This window comes from Brucella sp. MAB-22 (assembly GCF_025908475.1).
GTDB classification, from domain to species: Bacteria; Pseudomonadota; Alphaproteobacteria; order Rhizobiales; family Rhizobiaceae; genus Brucella; species Brucella anthropi.
Genome location: NZ_CP109781.1, coordinates 648,920 through 666,941, shown reverse-complemented (window position 1 = coordinate 666,941; position 18,022 = coordinate 648,920). Strand labels below are relative to the sequence as shown.

Below are 18,022 nucleotides of genomic sequence, written 5' to 3'. Positions count from 1 at the left end.
GGTGCATGATGCGTCTTCTTATTCTGGGAACAGGCGGCATGGCGAAAAACCATGCCGAAGCCTTCAAGGCCATCGAGGGCGTCGAGGTGGTTGCCGCATGTGACGTTTCGGCGGAGCGTGTCGATGGCTTCTCTGAAAATCACGACATCCACAACCGCTTCACGCGGCTTGAGGATGCGCTGGAGTGGGGCCGCTTCGATGCCGTTGCCAATGTCACGCCGGATGCCATTCATCATCCGACCACACTTGCGCTGGTGGGCGCGGGAAAGCATGTCTTCTGCGAAAAACCGCTTGCAGAAAGCTACGAAAAAGCCGCTGAAATGGCGGATGCTGCCGAGCAGGCCAATGTCATCAACATGGTCAACCTGACCTATCGCAATGTCGCGCCCCTGCAAAAGGCGCGCGAAATGGTGATGGCGGGTGAGATCGGCCAGGTGCGCCATTTCGAGGCGTCCTATCTGCAAAGCTGGCTGGTCTCGAAGACATGGGGCGACTGGAAAACTGAAAGCAAATGGCTCTGGCGCCTTTCGACCCGACACGGTTCGAACGGTGTTCTGGGCGATGTCGGCATCCATATTCTCGACTTTGCGAGCTATGCTATCGGCAGCGATGTGGAGCGGGCCTCGGCACGTCTCAAGACATTTGAAAAGGCGGATAATAACCATATCGGTGAGTATGTGCTCGATGCGAATGACAGCTTCGTCATGATGGCGGAATACGCCAATGGCGCGCTGGGTGTCATTCACGCCAGCCGTTGGGCAACGGGGCACCTGAACGAGCTGCGGCTGCGGATCCATGGCGACAAGGGTGCGCTGGAAATCCTCCACGCACCGACAGGCTCAAGCCTGCGTGGTTCCATCGGCGAGGACATTGAAACGCCAGTCTGGCGGGACATCGATGCGGGAACGGTAGAGACGAACTACCAGCGTTTTGCGCGTGCTGTGGCCGATGGTACGGAACTGGAACCGAGTTTCCGTCACGCCGCCAATCTGCAACGGGTTCTCGATCATGCGATGACAGTGGATCGACCGTTGCCTGAAGTCGTGAGTGGATAAAAACCAGAAGCCCTCCCGGTGGGACCGGGAGGGCTATCGGTCAGTTGTCTTTGGTAAAAGTGTTGTCTACTTCACCACGGAAGAAGTCACGGCCATATATCAAAAGGCAGAGGACGACACCGGTCGCAAAAGCCCAGGCTGCACCGCGAGTGGCAAGAACCGCACCGACCACACCGGCAATGCCAAGATCGCGTTGGGAACGTGCTTCGAGAATGCCGACGCGAACCGAAACATATCCCTGAATAAGCAAGGTGAGGGCGAGTGCGACGCCAAGGATCGGCTGCACCAGAGTGACGATCGGCATCAGAAACAAGCCGGTATTGGTGCCCCAGCGAAATGAGCCTGCGCCACCAAAGATCGAATGCATGGCCTTCTTTCCTTGCGAAAAACGCTCGGTGATGACGACGTGCATAGCCGACCAGAGCGGGCCGCACATGCATACATCCGGTCCAAGAACACTCATTGCAGCATTGCGTCCGCCAAAGATGAGATGGGCCCGGTCGGGGTTGTAGTCCACTTTTTCATCAGGACGCGCTTCATCGGCTTCCTTCAGAATGGCGCGGCTTTGCAGGACATCGCCGAACACGACGATATAGGCCGCAAGCATTGTCGGGATTGCGCTGAGGAACATCGAAAGCGGCGGCAAGCCGAGGCCGAAAACCGTATATTCGCGCCATAGCGTGGTGAAATCCGGACTTGTGATCGACCATTCAAGCTTTGGCCACTGTGCTTCACCGAAGAGGGGAGCGATAACGACAGCGAGCAGAATGATCGGGAACACACCAAGCTTTCCGACAATGGCAAGCACCGGATTACTGTTCTTGATACGCGCAAAATGGCGGGAGAAGATGACGTAGAAGCCGAGGCCAACAGCAATGGTGATCGTGAACGGGAACGTATCGAAACGTCCGCCCAGCTGGAAAACCGATATCACGGCGGCAAATCCGGCGCCGACAATGATACCCGCCTTGATGGCGGCGGGAATAAGCTGCACCACCCGATGCGCCATGCCCGTCGCACCGATAAAGATCGAGAATATGCCGAGCATCATTTGGAATGCGACCAGAGCGTGAACGCGTTCGGGACCTTCGGGGAATGTGGAGCAATAGGCCATCAGAAGCGGGATGGCAGGCGTGATCCAGCCCGGAACAACGGGATCGCCCAGAAGATGATGCGCAAGATAGAACAAGCCGTTCAGCACGACCACAGCAAGGGCGACCTCGAAAGGCATCCCAAGAAGTTCAGTCATGAGCGGGATGGCCGACAGATCCACTGCGCACATCAGCAGCCCTTGAAAATAATCGGGCCATTCGAATTTGTAGTGAACGAAAGGCAGACGAATTTTGAATGGTCCGGCAGGCCAATAGGGCTGCTCCTGACCGTCGATACGTTCAGTGCTCAATTTATTCTCCAAAGACACAGAGACAAGCTGCGGAGAAGCAGCTGTCAGCTCGCTTCTCCGGTGTCCGGTCCGTCAGGTCGTTATGTTTGATCAGAAAGCTTCGCGATAAAGCGCCAGAGCGTCGGCCTCGGTTACATCGACCGGGTTGTTACCCAGAAGCCGTGTTTGCAGCATTGCGTCGCGCGCGAGCATTTCGAGGCTTTCTTCCGTCACGCCGACATCACGCAGGCGGCGCGGTGCGCCGGACTTGTTCATCAGCCCTTCCATATAGGTGACGAATGCTGCAGAACGCTCTTCCGTCGTGCCTTCGGATTTCTCCAGCAGCAGATCGGCGAGTTCTGCGTAAAGCGTGGCAGCGCCCGCCATGTTGTAACGCAGCACAGGCCCCAGCATCAGCGCATTGGAAAGGCCATGCGGCACATGGTAGTGACCGCCGAGCGGATAAGCCAACGCGTGAACAGCGCCGACGGGCGAGTTGGAGAAAGCCTGACCGGCATAATTCGCGCCGAGTAGCATGGCCTCACGGGCATGACGATCATTGCCGTTTTCGCAAGCGGCGATCAGATTGGCCGAAAGAAGCTTCAGCGCTTCGCGTGCAAATGCGTCGGACAGCGGGTTCTTCTTGATCCGGCTTGTATAGGCCTCGATTGCGTGGACCATGGCGTCGATGCCGGTTGCGGCTGTATGTAGGGCAGGCAGGCCACAGGTCAGTTCTGCATCGAGAATAACGAAATCGGCGTAGAGCTGACGGGCAACGACGCCCATCTTCGTGGTTTCACCGGTCGTCAGAATGGTGATGTTCGTGACTTCAGATCCGGTTCCAGCTGTGGTCGGGATTTGGATCAGCGGAAGACGGCTGCCCTGCACCTTGCCGATACCATACAGTTCGGAAAGTTCCTGTTCGGAGACAAGCAGCACTGCTGCGAGCTTGGCGATATCCATGGACGAACCGCCACCCAAACCGAGCACGATGTCGCAACCAGCGGTCTTTGCTTGCTCGACGCAGGTAAACAGCACGGATTCCGGCGGATCGGCCACCACGTCATCGAAAACGCTGATACCGAAACCAGCTTTCTCCAAAGAAGCCAGTGCATGGTCGAGAACGCCTGCCTTGTGCAGGCCTTTGTCCGTCACGATCAGAATATTGCGTTCGGAAAACCGTTCGCCGAGGATTTCGCCGAGGCGCTTCGCAGCGCTCCATTCGACGAGCATCGAACCGACGGTGTCGAACGAAAATGGCTTGATCTCTGTTGTCATCATTCCACCCTTATCACATTCACCAGCGCCGAGGTCTCTCATTTCCTCACCGGCACACAACGCTGGGCTTATCCCGGACCTGCTTCTGTCTTGGGAAGGAAGCGTATCCGTAATTCTCCGATGCAGCCGATGCACCGGTGGCTTTGAAAGAAGGCCTTGGGAGAACCTTTCGATTGTTCAATATATTGAACGATGTTCAAAACCTAAAGATCGATACAGGATGGAAAGGCGGACTGTCAATTTCTCCCTTCGGCTAAGACGCTGAAACTAAGCCCTAAAAGCCGACAAGCGAAACATGCCCGAACATAAGTGGTTGAAAATGTTTACCAGTTCTTCGACGCCAGCCACACAACTTTGTGAATGTTTTATTTAATGCAGCTTGCCGGGCACTGCCTGACGCTACAGCGCGCCATGGAAAAGCACGTTCGCGTCTCCGCCGGATGCAGGATGGACGGAGAACCTCCTGCGCGGAGATCCATGACGATGCCGCAACCGCTTCGGTGGGGCCGTGCTGAACACTTCCGCACATTTTATCAAATGAGGATTCTAAAAAGTGACGAAACAAGCAGGATTTGCACTTGACCTCAACCAAGGTTGAGGAACTAGAGAAGCATGGCCGATCATCTGGAGTATCGCCCATGCGCTTGTCGCTTCTTCTTGTTCCCCTGGCATTTCCCGCTGCGCTCTTCGTCTCAACAGCTGCCTTTGGCGCGGAGGATGACGCTAGTGCGGGAGAAAAACTCTTCAAGCGGTGCTCCGTCTGCCACACAGCCGAGGCTGACAAGAGCAAGCGTGGGCCGTCATTGAACGGTGTCGTGGGCCGAACAGCCGCATCCTATCCCGGCTATCCCTATTCGGACGCGATGCGCAAGGCCGCCGCCGAGGGGCTTGTCTGGAATGAGGATGAACTGAAGAGCTTTCTCAGGAAACCGCAGGCCAGGGTCAAAGGCACCTGGATGGTTTTTGCCGGACTGACCAAGGAAAAAGACCTCGAAAACATGATTGCCTATCTGAAACAGCATTCCGAGTAGTGCTCGTTTCAGTTCGATGTGGCCGAGCGGGTATCCCGCCGCAAGGCCATAGCCGGTCGGAAACGCTGCGGGGTGTTTCCGACCGGCGCTACACAGGTATTCAATCCGAAGGGTTTGCAAGATGATGAACAGAAACGTGCTGCACTTAGATCGCGACGCAATAGGTGCTGTTTCGAAACGAGAGTTCGCGGATGCGATGTCGCGGATGGCATCCACCGTGTCCGTGGTGACAGCGTGCGATGCAGGAGAGGCCCATGGTCGCACGGTAACCGCAGTCTTATCACTTTCAGCAGAACCGCCGATGGTTCTGGTCTCGGTGAAAAGTGACAGTGCACTGGCTACAGCAATCATGGCGGATGGCGGTTTCTCGCTTGCCATGCTCGCGGAAGGGCAGGAAATGATCGGTGATGCCTTCGCAGGCAAGGTACAGCATGCGCAACGCTTCCTCATCGGCGTATGGGGGGAATGGCCGTCTGGCAGGCCGCATCTCTTTGGCGCTTCGGCTGCCATCGATTGCGAATTGGCGGGCAGCGTTCCAATGGCGGATCACACGCTTTTTGCCGGGCTGGTAACGGACACTGATTTGCCGTTGCATTCACGCCCATTGCTATGGGCGCGCCGCAATTATCGCGCACTGAGACATGACACGGATTTATGAGATATCTTGCATTGCCATGAGGCCGCAGCCTACACAGTTTGCATGATTGAGTTTGACGATATGGAACAGTCTGGTCTCAAGAAAAGCCTGGCGGTCGGTGATGTTTCCCGGCGCGCCGGTGTGGCGGTCTCCACGGTTCATTTCTATGAAACCAAGGGCCTGATCGAAGGCTGGCGTACGGAAGGAAACCAGCGTCGCTATCACCGCGCTGTGCTGCGCCGCATCGCCATTATCAAGATCGCGCAGCGCGCGGGCATCCCTCTGGTGATCATTCGTGAGGCCTTGGCGGATCTTCCGCACGATCACGTGCCAACGGTAGAAGACTGGCGGCGGTTTTCTGAAGCCTGGAAAGATATGCTTCAGGAACGTATTGACAGTCTGATGCAGCTTCGCGACCAGATAACGAGCTGCATCGGCTGCGGTTGTCTCTCGCTTTCCGAATGTCCGTTGCGAAATCCCGATGATGTCCTTGGACAACAGGGCGCTGGTCCCATAAGGTTGATGGTCAAGACCGGCAACCTCACCTAATCGCACAGCGCCTGCATTGAGCCTTCTTTGACCGCAAATAGAGCATGTGGCGTGCTGCATCAGGTCTTTTCGCTGCGCTTGCGGTGTTGGCGACGAGCCTGTTTCATGAGGCGCTACGGAAGATTGTCGGTCTCGGTGCCTCGAAATTCATAATCGTCGTTATAGCAGCCATTCCATCGCGCAAAGTCTAAAGTGCTAGACGCATGGATCGGCCTGCCTGTACCTTACCTGTCGTCTGATCGATAGGCAGGGAGGGCCTCGCATGGACGTGACGATCATAACGGGAGCATCGGATGGGATCGGTGCCGAAACTGCACGGCAGATTGCCCAGCGTGACCGTGCCAATGCTGCTCTGGTGCTTGCTGCGCGCAATGTTGAAAAGCTGGAAAATCTGGCCACAGAGTTGCGACAACTTGGCAGTTCGGTTCTCGTGGTACCAACCGATGTGAAAGATCGTACAGCCTGTATCGATCTTATCAATAAAACCGTTTCCGCTTTCGGTCGTATCGACACTTTGATTGTGAATGCAGGCATGTCGGCCCACGCCAATTTTGCTGAGATCAAACCAGATGATCTCAACTGGATGCATGATCTGATGGAGTTGAATTACTGGGGCAGCGTCTGGCCCATTCATGCAGCACTTCCGTATCTTGCCGCCAGCAAGGGACGGATCGTGGCTTTGTCTTCTGTTGCCGGATTGATCGGTGTGCCGGGGCGCACTGCCTATAGCGGAACGAAGTTCGCTCTTTCGGGTTTTTGCGAGGCGCTTCGCGCGGAACTGGAACCAAGCGGTATATCCATTACCATCGTCTATCCGGGCGTCGTCAAAACCGACATTCGCAAGGTGGGTTACAGCGCAAGCGGCGGTGCGCTGGGAACAAGTGGTGTGCGCGAAGATGACATGATGCCCGTCGAGGAAGCTGTGCGGCTGATGCTGGAAGGCGTGCAGGCTCGCAAGCGTGAAGTGTTGATGACACGCCAGATGCGATTCGGGCGCTGGTTGAAACTGATTGTCCCCTCAATGGTGGATCGCATGGCCCTCAAGGCCATCAAACCGGAGTTCAGACCGAAGCCGATTAAGCCAGTTGGGTAAAGAACGCTTCGTTCATTCTACGCTTTGCGGCCAACTATCTGTTGACGAGTTTTTAACTTAGACTACTATATATAGTGTTCTAGGTTCTTTCGATTCGTTGGGTCGAAAGCTAAGACGGGAATCCGGTGCGTTTCATCCATGATGGATGCGGCAATGCCGGAGCTGCCCCCGCAACTGTAAGCGGAGAGTTCTGTCCATCACGTCACTGGCTTTGGCTGGGAAGGCGGACAGAATGTTGATCCGTGAGCCAGGAGACCTGCCTTGAACGAGTACGTCCACGGGCGGGGTGTCCGGTTGGCGCGCAATCTTGTGTGGCAAATCGTTGCCTTACGGGTTGCTGCCCCGAACTTCCCGTTCATAGCTTCGGGGTGAAGTCCATGTCCAGTTTATTCAGTTTCGGTTCCGATCCTCCCTTCGAGGCATAGTTTGTGTGGTCAGGCTGCTTGTTCGTGCGGCTGGCCGATCCCGTATCTCATGTCTTTCGACGCGCATTTTGCGATGCGCGAACGGCTCTTTGCGTCTCCTATCGAGAGTATTCCAGTTTAAACCGGACCGTTGGAAATACTCTATCTCTTTGTTTTTATGCATGTCTTAACCCCAAAACCGGTTCCCACTTTTGGGAGACATGCTCCAGTGAGGAAAAAATGAACGTCACCGTTTACAGCAAACCCGCCTGCGTCCAGTGCACGGCCACCACGCGCGCCCTCGACCGCCAGGGTATCGAATATGAAGTCATCGATATCTCTGCCGATGCCGATGCTTTCCATCTCGTTCAAGACATGGGTTATCGCCAGGTGCCGGTGGTTGTGGCAGGTGAATCCCATTGGGCGGGCTTCCGGCCCGATATGATCAGCGCTCTCGCCTGAGGGCTATGGTCACATGAGCCTGATCGTCTATTTCTCCAGCCGGTCGGAAAATACACACCGGTTTGTCGAGCGGCTTGGAATGCGGTCGAACCGTATCCCGATGGGCGGTTCAGGCGGATTGCAGGTGCGCGAGCCATTCGTGCTTGTGACGCCCACATATGGCGGCGGCGGCTCCAAGGGCGCTGTCCCCAAGCCTGTGATCCGCTTTCTCAACGATGAGAGCAACCGCTCTTTCATCCGCGGCGTGATTGCCGCGGGAAACAGCAATTTCGGCGAGGCTTTCTGTATCGCCGGCAACATTATCTCCGCCAAATGTCAGGTTCCCTATCTCTACCGCTTCGAGCTTCTGGGAACCGATGAGGACATTGGCAATGTCAAGAACGGGATGGAACGATTTTGGACACGGCAGACACGACCTTGATCCGAGAGCGCGAGGCACAGCCAGTGGCGCAGGATGCGCCTCAAGCTGTAACTTCCAACAGCAGTAAACCGTCAAAATCCTTGGACGGGCTGGATTATCACGCACTCAACGCGATGCTGAACCTTTACGATGACGAGGGAAAAATCCAGCTTGACCGCGACCGGCAGGCTGCGCGCCAATATTTCCTCCAGCACGTGAACCAGAACACGGTCTTTTTCCATAACTTGCGGGAAAAGATCGATTATCTGGTGACCGAAGGCTATTACGAGCAAGAGGTACTGGATCAGTATTCCTTCAATTTCGTGCGCGATCTTTTCGACGAAGCCTATGCGAAGAAATTCCGGTTTCCGACCTTTCTCGGCGCGTTCAAATATTACACCAGCTATACGCTGAAAACCTTCGATGGAAAGCGCTATCTGGAGCGCTATGAAGACCGTGTCTGCATGGTAGCGCTGACGCTGGCGCGCGGCAATGAACAGCTGGCACGCAATCTGATGGAGGAGATCATTGCAGGCCGCTACCAACCTGCGACGCCGACTTTCCTCAATGCAGGCAAGAAGCAGCGCGGCGAGCTCGTTTCCTGTTTTCTGCTGCGGGTTGAAGACAATATGGAGTCCATCGGGCGCTCAATCAATTCGGCGTTGCAATTGTCGAAGCGGGGCGGCGGGGTGGCCTTGAGCCTTACCAATATTCGTGAGGCGGGCGCGCCTATCAAGCAGATTCAGAACCAGTCATCCGGCATCATTCCGGTGATGAAGCTTCTTGAGGATTCCTTTTCCTACGCCAATCAGCTTGGCGCGCGACAAGGTGCGGGCGCTGTCTATCTGCATGCGCATCACCCGGATATCATGCGCTTTCTGGATACGAAGCGCGAAAACGCCGACGAGAAAATCCGCATTAAAACCTTGTCGCTTGGTGTGGTCATTCCAGACATTACCTTCGAACTCGCAAAGAATAACGAGGATATGTACCTCTTCTCGCCCTATGATGTGGAGCGGGTTTACGGCGTGCCACTGACCGAAATTTCGGTCACTGAAAAATATCGGGAAATGGTCGATGATGCGCGTATTGCCAAGAAGAAGATCAATGCACGCGAGTTCTTTCAGGTGCTGGCGGAAATCCAGTTCGAGTCCGGTTATCCCTATATCATGTTCGAGGACACGGTGAACCGCGCCAATCCGATCGACGGGCGTATCACCATGAGCAATCTCTGTTCGGAAATCCTCCAGGTGAGTGAGGCGAGCATCTTTGGTGAAGACCTTTCCTATGATCATCTCGGCAAGGATATTTCGTGTAATCTGGGTTCGCTCAACATTGCATCGGCAATGGACTCGTCAGATTTCGGCAAGACCATCGAAACCTCCATCCGTGCTCTGACAGCAGTTTCCGATATGAGCCAAATCGGTTCCGTGCCGTCGGTCGCTCGAGGTAATGATGAAAGCCATGCCATCGGTCTCGGCCAGATGAATCTGCATGGTTATCTCGCCCGAGAGCGGATTTATTACGGTTCCGATGAAGGCGTCGATTTCACGAATATCTATTTTTATACGGTTACCTATCACGCGATCCGCGCATCGAACCTGATTGCGGTGGAAACGAACAAGTCCTTTAAAGGTTTCGAGAAATCCAAATATGCAACGGGTGAATACTTCGCCAAATATACCGAGCAGCTTTGGGAACCGGCGACGGAAACGGTTCGAGAAATTTTCGAAAAGGCTGGCATTGCGATTCCGACGCAGGATGACTGGCGCGATCTGAAAAATGCGGTGATGGAGGGCGGGCTTTATAACCAGAACCTTCAGGCCGTGCCGCCGACAGGCTCGATTTCCTACATCAATCATTCGACGTCATCGATTCATCCGATCGTGTCGAAGATTGAAATCCGCAAGGAGGGCAAGATCGGTCGCGTCTACTATCCGGCAGCGTTCATGACCAATGACAATCTCGATTACTATCAGGACGCCTATGAGATCGGGCCGGAGAAGATCATCGACACCTATGCGGCAGCAACACAGCACGTCGATCAGGGCCTGTCTCTGACATTGTTCTTCCGCGATACCGCAACGACACGCGATATCAACCGCGCACAGATCTACGCGTGGAAGAAGGGCATCAAGACCATCTACTACATTCGCCTGCGCCAGATGGCGCTCTCCGGCACGGAAGTGCAGGGTTGCGTTTCCTGCGCCCTCTGACCACTGGTGATGACCAATGAATATTCAAGTGAAAACCAAGAACCCGAAACCCGCCGCAGTGCGTGCGATCAACTGGAACCGGATCGAAGATGAGAAAGACCTTGAGGTCTGGAACCGTCTGACCGGTAATTTCTGGTTGCCGGAAAAGGTGCCGCTTTCGAACGATATTCAGTCGTGGGAAACGCTGAAACAGCAGGAAAAGCAACTGACGATCCGCGTTTTCACCGGGCTCACACTTCTCGATACGATCCAGAACGCAGTCGGTGCCGTGAAGCTGATGGATGATGCAGCGACGCCGCATGAAGAAGCGGTGCTGTCCAATATCTCCTTCATGGAAGCGGTTCATGCACGATCCTATTCGTCGATTTTCTCGACGCTGTGCCTGACGCCGGATGTTGACGATGCCTATCGCTGGTCCGAGGAAAACGAATTCCTGCAGCGCAAGTCCATACTGATCCTGGACCAGTATCGCGCGGATGATCCGCTGAAAAAGAAGATCGCCAGCGTTTTTCTGGAGAGCTTTTTGTTCTATTCTGGCTTCTATCTGCCGATGTACTGGTCGAGCCGGGCAAAGCTGACGAATACAGCCGATCTTATCCGGCTCATCATCCGTGATGAGGCTGTGCATGGCTATTACATCGGTTACAAATTCCAGCGCGGACTGGAACGCTTGAACGAAGAGCAGAAGCAGGCAATCAAGGATTTTGCCTTCGAGCTTCTTCTGGAACTTTACGACAATGAGGTTCGCTACACGGAAGCGCTATATGATGGCGTTGGCCTGACTGAAGACGTCAAGAAATTCCTGCATTACAACGCCAACAAGGCCCTCATGAACCTTGGTTATGAGGCACTCTTCCCGGCTGAAGCGTGCAAGGTCAATCCGGCGATCCTGTCTGCGCTTTCGCCAAATGCAGACGAAAACCACGACTTTTTCTCCGGTTCCGGCTCTTCTTACGTCATCGGCAAGGCGGTCGCGACTGAGGATGAAGACTGGAGTTTCTGATGGCATCTCGGCGCCGCGTAACACCGGTGCCGAAGTTTTCTGTTCTGGAGATGACGTTGACGTTGCGGTCTTGTTTTGCGACACATGAATGATGCAGACCGCCATCACAATCGATCAGGACTATCTCGTAACACGGCTCAAGGCGCTTCTCGCCATACCGAGCCCGACCGGGTTTACCGACGAAGCCGTGCGTTATGTTGCGCGCGAGCTGGAGCATCTGGGGCTTGAGGTTATGCTGACGCGCCGGGGGGCTATTCGCGCGCGCAGGGCAGGTGTTACGGAGAGGCCGGCACGCGGGATCGTATCGCATGTCGATACACTCGGCGCGCAGGTAAAATATCTTAAGGAAAACGGACGGCTGGAACTGGTTTCCATCGGTAACTGGTCAGCGCGTTTCGCTGAAGGTGCCCGCGTTTCCATCTTCTCGTTCAAAGGAATTTATCGCGGTTCGATCCTGCCGTTGAAAGCTTCCGGCCATACATTCAATGACGAAGTCGATACGCAGCCGGTCGGCTGGCCTTATGTCGAACTCCGCGTCGATGCGCTCGCCCGAAATCGTGATGATCTGCTGCAGCTCGGTATCGATGTCGGTGACATAGTTGCCGTCGATCCCGCGCCCGAATTCATCGATAATGGCTTTATCGTCTCGCGTCACCTTGATGACAAGGCAGGCGTTGCAATCATGCTTGCGGCCCTCGAAGCGATGCAGAGAGCCAATGTGGAAACGCCGGTCGACAGCTATTGGCTGTTCACCATCGGCGAGGAAGTTGGAGTGGGTGCCTCTGCGGTCGTTGTGCCGGATATTGCCTCGCTGGTCGCCATCGATAATGGCACGACTGCGCCGGGCCAGAATTCATCGGAGTTCGGTGTCACGCTTGCCATGGCGGACCAGACCGGACCGTTCGATTACCATCTGACGAAGAAACTTTACGAGCTTTGCGGAGAGCATGACATTCAGGTCCAGAAGGACGTGTTCCGTTATTACCGTTCCGATGCTGCGTCTGCGGTTGAGGCGGGGCATGATGTGCGCACGGCTTTGCTGACCTTCGGTGTTGATGCCTCGCATGGTTATGAGCGCATTCATCTAAGCGCTCTGACTTCCATTGCAAAACTTGCAGTTCATTATGCAATGAGCGAAGTCGAGATCAAACGCGATGCCGAGGAAACCGTCAAGGGCCTCAAGGGTTTCACGCATCAGAAATCGACCAAGGCGGAGCAGGATTTGAAACCCGAGGATACGCCTGCAGAATAGGCTCTGAACTTTCTGAAATCGCGAGCGGGCTCAGGCCCGTTTTTTTGTCTCGCAAAAATTAATTATGATAATTCATTGATGATCGTTGATTTATGCCTATAAATTAGAGTCTGACGGATTTGACAAATGAAGGGGAACCCCATGAGAAGGTTATTCCGTGCCGTCCTGACTGCTATGGCGCTTTCGGTCGCCGGGGCGGGCACAGTCGCGCTGGCCCAAACGCCGCCCAATGTGCTGATTGTCGGGCAGATTGCAGAGCCGCAATCGCTCGATCCGCATACAGTCACGGCTACCAATGATTTCCGCATCCTCGTCAATATTTATGACGGCCTTGTGCGCTACAAGGACGGAACGCTGGAAGTAGAACCGGCACTGGCGGAAAGCTGGACGATTTCGGACGACGGCAAGACCTATACGTTCAAGCTGCGTCAAGGCGTGAAGTTCCATGACGGTTCGGATTTCAATGCCGAAGCGGTCAAGTTCAACTTCGACAGAATGCTAAAGGAAGACCATCCGTTCTATAACACTGGCCCATTTCCGCTTTCGTTCAATTTCTCGTCCATCGATGCAGTCAATGTGCTCGATGAACACACTGTCGAGTTCAAGCTGAAGGAGACTTTCGCTCCATTTCTTTCCAATCTGGCCTATCCGACCGGCCTGATCGTGTCGCCGGAAGCGGTCAAGAAATACGGTAAGGAATTTGGCCGTCATCCATCAGGAACCGGTCCGTTCAAGTTCGCGGAATGGCAATCCGGCCAGCGTGTGGTGGTGGAGCGTAATCCCGACTATTGGGACACAGCGCCAGCATTGGAAGCGGTTGTGTTTCGCCCGATCACAGATGCCAATACCCGCGTCGCGGAGATGATGGCAGGCGGGCTGGATGTCATGGTGGAAGTGCCGCCAGATAATCTTGCCACCTTCAAACAGGACGCGAATTTTGCGGTTGCCGAACAGGCGGGCCCCCATGTCTGGTTTGCCATCCTGAACGCGAAGAGCGGTCCATTCGCGGATAAGAAAGTGCGTCAGGCGGCGAATTATGCGGTTAACAAGCAAGGCCTCGTAGATAATGTGTTGCAGGGTTCCGCAACTGTTGCTGCCGGGCCGATCCCACCCGCCTTCAACTGGGTCGAGAACAAAACCGAACCCTATCCTTATGATCCGGAAAAGGCCAAGGCGCTCCTTGCCGAAGCTGGTGCAAGCAATCCTGAAATCACGTTCTATGTGACCGAAGGCGGTTCGGGCATGCTTGATCCAATCACGATGGGCGCCGCAATCCAGGCCGATCTTCAGGCTGTGGGCTTCAAGGTCAAGATTGAAACCTATGAGTGGAACACGTTCCTTGGCCGGGTCAATCCGGGGCTGGAGGGCAAGGCCGATATGGCCGAGATGGCATGGATGACCAATGATCCGGACACGGTGCCTTATCTGACGCTTCGCAGCGACGCACTACCGGACAAGGGCGGCTTCAATTCCGGTTACTATTCCAACCCCAAAGTGGATGAGCTTCTGGAGAAGGCGCGGTCATCGACCGATCAAACCGAGCGCGGCAAGCTTTATGGCGAAGTGCAGAGCATTGTCCATGACGATGCACCATGGCTGTTCGTGGCGAACTGGAAGCAAAATGCAGTCACGACCGCTGCCGTCAAGGGGTTCAAGTTGCAGCCGTCCTTCCTGCTGCATTTGAAAGACGTAACCAAGCAATAAGCGGGGAGGGCATTCATGCCAGCCTATATCCTCAAGCGACTTGTCGCCGTTGTTCCTGTGTTGCTCGGGCTCTCGATCATCGTTTTTCTCGTCATGGCGATGATCCCCGGTGATACGGCGACTGCCTTGCTCGGATCATATGCGACGCCGGAAAATGTCGAGCGGATCAATCGCGATCTCGGTCTCGACAAGCCGTTGCTGCAACAATATTTCATCTGGATGGGCAATCTCCTGCATGGGGATTTCGGGCGTTCCTTCGTGCTCAATCGTCCGGTGCTGGATGAGGTTATGGAGCGCTTTCAGGCGACACTCGTGCTTGCAGGCGTAGCACTGGTACTGTGTTCAGTCTTCGGCCTGCTCGCGGGTATCGTTTCGGCAGTGCGCCAGTTCGGCTGGGCAGACAGGGCGATCACTTTCATCGTGCTTGCCGGAATTTCCATTCCCTCATTCTGGTTGGGGTTGCTTCTGATCTATCTCTTCGCGGTCCATTGGCGCATTCTGCCAGCGTCCGGCATGTATGCTGTTTATGGCGGCGGTGACCTGAAGGATCTGCTCTGGCATCTGATCCTGCCTGCCACGACGCTGGCCGTGGTGGCGGCAGGCGTGATCGCACGTCTGACCCGCGGCGCGATGCTGGAAGTGCTTCGTCAGGACTATATCCGAACAGCCCGGGCCAAAGGTCTCAACGAACGTCGTGTGATATACGGTCATGCGTTTCGCGCCGCACTTGTCAGCGTCATTCCTGTGATCGGTATTCAGGCGGGATTTGTGCTGGGCGGCGCCGTCTACATCGAAACCGTGTTCCAGTGGCCCGGTATTGGCGCCATGCTGGTGAAAGCCATTTCCACCCGCGATATCTTGCTGGTGCAGGGTGGCGTGCTTGTGGTTGCCGCGAGTTATGTCCTCTTCAATCTGCTCGCTGATGTCATCCAGACCATGCTCGATCCAAGGATACGCTCATGAGCGCGCTTCCAGAAATTTCTGCCGCGCCAACGGCGGTCCGCATGTCATCATGGCGGCTCCTGATGAGCAATCGACTGGCGGCTTTCGGCTTTTTTATGCTGGTCCTGATCTGCCTCGTCATTCTGCTGGCCCCGGTTCTCCCGCTTCCCAATCCTGACGCGACTTCTCCCGCAATGCGATTGAAACCCGTGTTCAGCGAAGGACATCTTCTTGGAACGGATCAACTCGGGCGCGATATATTGAGTCGTGTCATATGGGGCACGCGGGTGTCTGTCGCGGTAGGATTTGCAGCGACGCTGATCGCAGCGATTGTTGGCTCGGCGATCGGTCTCGTGGCCGGCTATGCGGGCGGACGAACCGACAATTTGATGATGCGCGGCATCGATATGCTGATGGCATTTCCTTATATCCTGCTGGCGCTGGCTATCGTGGCGGTACTCGGGCCGGGCCTGATGAATGCGCTTTACGCGATCGCCGTGGTCAATATTCCGTTCTTCGCGCGTAATGTTCGCGGGGTTACGCTTGGTCTCGCGCATCGTGAGTTTATTGATGCTGCCCGGCTCTCCGGGAAAAGTCCGGTTTCGATCCTGTTAAGCGAAGTGCTGCCCAATGTGCTGCCGGTTATCGTCATTACCATGTCGACCACGGCGGGCTGGATGATCCTTGAAACGGCTGGCTTGAGCTTCCTTGGTCTTGGCGCACAGCCGCCGCAGGCCGATCTCGGCTCCATGCTCGGCGAGGGCCGCGCGCAACTGTTCAATGCCCCGCATGTCTCCATCGTGCCGGGATTGATGATCTTCCTGCTGGTCATCAGTCTCAACGTATTGGGAGATGGGGTGCGCGATGTTCTCGATCCGCGATTGCGGTCAGGTGCGCTGGGGCGGCCAGGCGCGATAACCGATATTGCCAAGGACCGGTCATCGCCCGTGATCAAGGATAGCGAAAAAGCTCTTTCTATTGCCGGTCTCGAAACGGGCTTCGTCAATGGTGGGCATTTCACCCCCGCTGTCCGCAATGTTTCACTGGAACTTGAACGCGGCGAATGTCTCGGCCTGATCGGGGAGAGCGGATCGGGCAAAAGCGTGACCGCCCTGTCAGTAATGGGCCTCGTGGCGTCCCCGCCCGGACTTATCCGCAACGGCGCGATCTATCTGGGCGACCGGGACGTTCTTTCAATGTCTGAAACCGAGTTGACGGCGGCACGGGGCGCAAGAGTTGCTTATGTGTTTCAGGACCCACTAACAACGTTGCATCCTATGTATCCGGTCGGTCGGCAGGTCGAGGAAGCAATTGCAGCGCATCGGCGGATTGGAGCCAGTGAGCGGCGGGAACAGGCGATTGTGCTTCTTGACAAGGTTGGCATTCCAGATGCAGCAGAACGGGCCAATCACTATCCGCACCAGCTTTCAGGTGGCCAGCGTCAGCGTGTCGGCATTGCCATGGCTCTGGCCAATGATCCAGACATCATCATTGCGGACGAGCCGACCACGCCGCTCGATGTTACGGTGCAGGCGCACATTCTCGAGCTGCTACGCGATCTCCAGCGCGAGCGCGGCATGGCTCTCCTGTTTATCACCCATGATTTTGGAGTGGTTTCGGAGATATGCGACCGCGTGGCAGTGATGAAAGACGGCGAGATTGTCGAGACGGGCACGACATCGGAAGTTCTTTCCAATCCACAGCACAGCTATACGAAACGCTTGATAGCCTGCGTTCCCGAACTTGGGCAGGGCGCCGACTTTCTGGAACGTGTGGCTGGTCTCTTCAAGCGCGAAAACGGGAGGGTGGCAGGATGAGCGGAAATGCGATCAGCGTTCGCGATCTCACCAAAACCTTCGGTGGCGGACGAACACTTCTGGGTAAAGAGCGTCACAAGGTCGAGGCGGTTAAAAATGTTTCGTTCGATCTTAAAAGCGGTGAGACACTGGCGATTGTCGGTGAAAGCGGATCGGGCAAAAGCACGCTCGCCAGAATGCTCGTCGGGCTGACAGAGCCGACGGGCGGTACGATGACGATTGCTGGACGCGACGCGCATGAACTGCGAAATTCCGGTGCTCGGGCATTCGGCAAGGTCATACAATATGTGTTTCAGGACCCTGTCGCTTCACTCAACCCCAGAAAGACGATCCGGCAGATACTGGAAACACCACTGAAGCTTCTGGGCGGGCTGGATTCAGCTCAGTGCCAGCAACGCATGATCCAGTTGCTGGACGCCGTTCAGATGCCCAAGGATACGCTGGAACGCTATCCGCACGAATTCTCCGGCGGGCAGGCGCAACGTATCGCCATTGCGCGCACGCTGGCCGCTGAAGCGGAAATCGTCGTGCTCGATGAACCGGTTAGCGCGCTTGATGTCTCAGTTCAGGCACAGGTTCTTCTGCTTCTGGATCAACTGAAGAAAGAGTTTGGTCTCTCCTATCTCTTCATCAGTCATGATCTTGCCGTGGTGGAAGCCATCTCCGACAGGGTTGCGGTTATGTATTTCGGGGAAATCGTTGAGGAAGCAACCGCAAGCGCTCTTTTTGCCAGACCTGAACATGCCTATACACGACAACTCGTGGAAAGCGCGCCGCGCATAAGGAGAGAGTAGCAAG

The 18,022-nt window shown here is 55.4% G+C and carries 16 protein-coding genes and 1 riboswitch; of the genes, 14 read left to right on the top strand and 2 right to left on the bottom strand.

Features of this window, described 5'->3' with window-relative positions:
• Positions 1–8: 8 nt before the first annotated feature.
• A complete protein-coding gene (locus tag OHI65_RS03065; RefSeq protein ID WP_125300861.1) occupies positions 9–1,055 on the top strand; it encodes a Gfo/Idh/MocA family protein in 1,047 nt (348 codons plus the stop codon).
• Between the two features lie 40 nt (positions 1,056–1,095).
• Here OHI65_RS03065 and OHI65_RS03060 read toward each other — a convergent pair whose 3' ends face one another.
• Positions 1,096–2,457, bottom strand: coding sequence for a hypothetical protein (locus tag OHI65_RS03060; protein WP_010660906.1), 1,362 nt, complete (start codon positions 2,455–2,457; stop codon positions 1,096–1,098).
• Between the two features lie 90 nt (positions 2,458–2,547).
• Positions 2,548–3,717 carry an iron-containing alcohol dehydrogenase gene (locus OHI65_RS03055; protein ID WP_125300766.1) on the bottom strand — a complete coding sequence of 390 codons (1,170 nt, stop codon included), beginning with the start codon at positions 3,715–3,717 and terminating at the stop codon, positions 2,548–2,550.
• A gap of 635 nt (positions 3,718–4,352) precedes the next feature.
• On the opposite strand from OHI65_RS03055, the gene OHI65_RS03050 reads away from it, so the two are divergent.
• From OHI65_RS03050 to OHI65_RS02990, 13 genes are all read left to right on the top strand, one after another.
• The gene (locus tag OHI65_RS03050; protein WP_011982685.1) at positions 4,353–4,745 is read left to right on the top strand and encodes a c-type cytochrome; all 393 of its coding nucleotides are present in this window, start codon (positions 4,353–4,355) and stop codon (positions 4,743–4,745) included.
• Positions 4,746–4,866: 121 nt separating this feature from the next.
• On the top strand, positions 4,867–5,403 hold the full coding sequence (locus tag OHI65_RS03045) for a flavin reductase family protein (protein WP_011982686.1): 537 nt from the start codon (positions 4,867–4,869) through the stop codon (positions 5,401–5,403).
• Between the two features lie 60 nt (positions 5,404–5,463).
• Positions 5,464–5,931, top strand: coding sequence for a redox-sensitive transcriptional activator SoxR (gene soxR, locus OHI65_RS03040; RefSeq protein WP_125300860.1), 468 nt, complete (start codon positions 5,464–5,466; stop codon positions 5,929–5,931).
• Between the two features lie 262 nt (positions 5,932–6,193).
• Positions 6,194–7,024 carry an SDR family oxidoreductase gene (locus OHI65_RS03035; protein WP_125300765.1) on the top strand — a complete coding sequence of 277 codons (831 nt, stop codon included), beginning with the start codon at positions 6,194–6,196 and terminating at the stop codon, positions 7,022–7,024.
• A 64-nt stretch (positions 7,025–7,088) separates the two neighbouring features.
• A riboswitch (cobalamin riboswitch) is annotated at positions 7,089–7,303 on the top strand.
• Positions 7,304–7,668: 365 nt separating this feature from the next.
• Complete coding sequence (gene nrdH, locus OHI65_RS03030; RefSeq protein ID WP_010660916.1) at positions 7,669–7,890, top strand: glutaredoxin-like protein NrdH; 222 nt, start codon at positions 7,669–7,671, stop codon at positions 7,888–7,890.
• Positions 7,891–7,903: 13 nt separating this feature from the next.
• Entirely contained in the window at positions 7,904–8,311 is a 408-nt protein-coding gene (gene nrdI, locus OHI65_RS03025; RefSeq protein WP_125300764.1) for a class Ib ribonucleoside-diphosphate reductase assembly flavoprotein NrdI, read from the top strand.
• Positions 8,287–10,506 carry a class 1b ribonucleoside-diphosphate reductase subunit alpha gene (gene nrdE / locus OHI65_RS03020; protein ID WP_125300763.1) on the top strand — a complete coding sequence of 740 codons (2,220 nt, stop codon included), beginning with the start codon at positions 8,287–8,289 and terminating at the stop codon, positions 10,504–10,506. The genes nrdI and nrdE overlap by 25 nt, the downstream gene beginning before the upstream one ends.
• Positions 10,507–10,522: 16 nt before the next feature.
• Entirely contained in the window at positions 10,523–11,509 is a 987-nt protein-coding gene (gene nrdF, locus OHI65_RS03015) for a class 1b ribonucleoside-diphosphate reductase subunit beta (RefSeq protein ID WP_125300762.1), read from the top strand.
• A 91-nt stretch (positions 11,510–11,600) separates the two neighbouring features.
• A complete protein-coding gene (locus tag OHI65_RS03010) occupies positions 11,601–12,761 on the top strand; it encodes an osmoprotectant NAGGN system M42 family peptidase (RefSeq protein ID WP_125300859.1) in 1,161 nt (386 codons plus the stop codon).
• Between the two features lie 141 nt (positions 12,762–12,902).
• Positions 12,903–14,465, top strand: a complete 1,563-nt coding sequence (locus tag OHI65_RS03005) for an ABC transporter substrate-binding protein (protein WP_264358728.1) — start codon at positions 12,903–12,905, stop codon at positions 14,463–14,465.
• A gap of 15 nt (positions 14,466–14,480) precedes the next feature.
• Positions 14,481–15,428: an ABC transporter permease gene (locus tag OHI65_RS03000; RefSeq protein ID WP_010660922.1), complete on the top strand. Its 948-nt coding sequence runs from the start codon at positions 14,481–14,483 to the stop codon at positions 15,426–15,428.
• Positions 15,425–17,224: a dipeptide/oligopeptide/nickel ABC transporter permease/ATP-binding protein gene (locus tag OHI65_RS02995; RefSeq protein WP_264358727.1), complete on the top strand. Its 1,800-nt coding sequence runs from the start codon at positions 15,425–15,427 to the stop codon at positions 17,222–17,224. Before OHI65_RS03000 ends, OHI65_RS02995 begins: the two co-directional genes overlap by 4 nt.
• The gene (locus OHI65_RS02990) at positions 17,221–18,018 is read left to right on the top strand and encodes an ATP-binding cassette domain-containing protein (RefSeq protein WP_125300759.1); all 798 of its coding nucleotides are present in this window, start codon (positions 17,221–17,223) and stop codon (positions 18,016–18,018) included. The genes OHI65_RS02995 and OHI65_RS02990 overlap by 4 nt, the downstream gene beginning before the upstream one ends.
• The last annotated feature ends 4 nt before the right edge of the window (positions 18,019–18,022 follow it).

Excerpts from the sequence above, each read along its gene's own strand:
- soxR (WP_125300860.1), top strand. The coding sequence starts at position 5,464 with ATGGAACAGTCTGGTCTCAAGAAAAGCCTGGCGGTCGGTGATGTTTCC.
- nrdH (WP_010660916.1), top strand. The coding sequence starts at position 7,669 with ATGAACGTCACCGTTTACAGCAAACCCGCCTGCGTCCAGTGCACGGCC.
- OHI65_RS03045 (WP_011982686.1), top strand. The coding sequence starts at position 4,867 with ATGATGAACAGAAACGTGCTGCACTTAGATCGCGACGCAATAGGTGCT.
- OHI65_RS03065 (WP_125300861.1), top strand. The coding sequence starts at position 9 with ATGCGTCTTCTTATTCTGGGAACAGGCGGCATGGCGAAAAACCATGCC.
- nrdF (WP_125300762.1), top strand. The coding sequence starts at position 10,523 with ATGAATATTCAAGTGAAAACCAAGAACCCGAAACCCGCCGCAGTGCGT.
- OHI65_RS03005 (WP_264358728.1), top strand. The coding sequence starts at position 12,903 with ATGAGAAGGTTATTCCGTGCCGTCCTGACTGCTATGGCGCTTTCGGTC.
- OHI65_RS03055 (WP_125300766.1), bottom strand. The coding sequence starts at position 3,717 with ATGATGACAACAGAGATCAAGCCATTTTCGTTCGACACCGTCGGTTCG.
- OHI65_RS03000 (WP_010660922.1), top strand. The coding sequence starts at position 14,481 with ATGCCAGCCTATATCCTCAAGCGACTTGTCGCCGTTGTTCCTGTGTTG.
- OHI65_RS03010 (WP_125300859.1), top strand. The coding sequence starts at position 11,601 with ATGCAGACCGCCATCACAATCGATCAGGACTATCTCGTAACACGGCTC.
- OHI65_RS02995 (WP_264358727.1), top strand. The coding sequence starts at position 15,425 with ATGAGCGCGCTTCCAGAAATTTCTGCCGCGCCAACGGCGGTCCGCATG.
- OHI65_RS02990 (WP_125300759.1), top strand. The coding sequence starts at position 17,221 with ATGAGCGGAAATGCGATCAGCGTTCGCGATCTCACCAAAACCTTCGGT.
- nrdI (WP_125300764.1), top strand. The coding sequence starts at position 7,904 with ATGAGCCTGATCGTCTATTTCTCCAGCCGGTCGGAAAATACACACCGG.
- OHI65_RS03035 (WP_125300765.1), top strand. The coding sequence starts at position 6,194 with ATGGACGTGACGATCATAACGGGAGCATCGGATGGGATCGGTGCCGAA.
- OHI65_RS03050 (WP_011982685.1), top strand. The coding sequence starts at position 4,353 with ATGCGCTTGTCGCTTCTTCTTGTTCCCCTGGCATTTCCCGCTGCGCTC.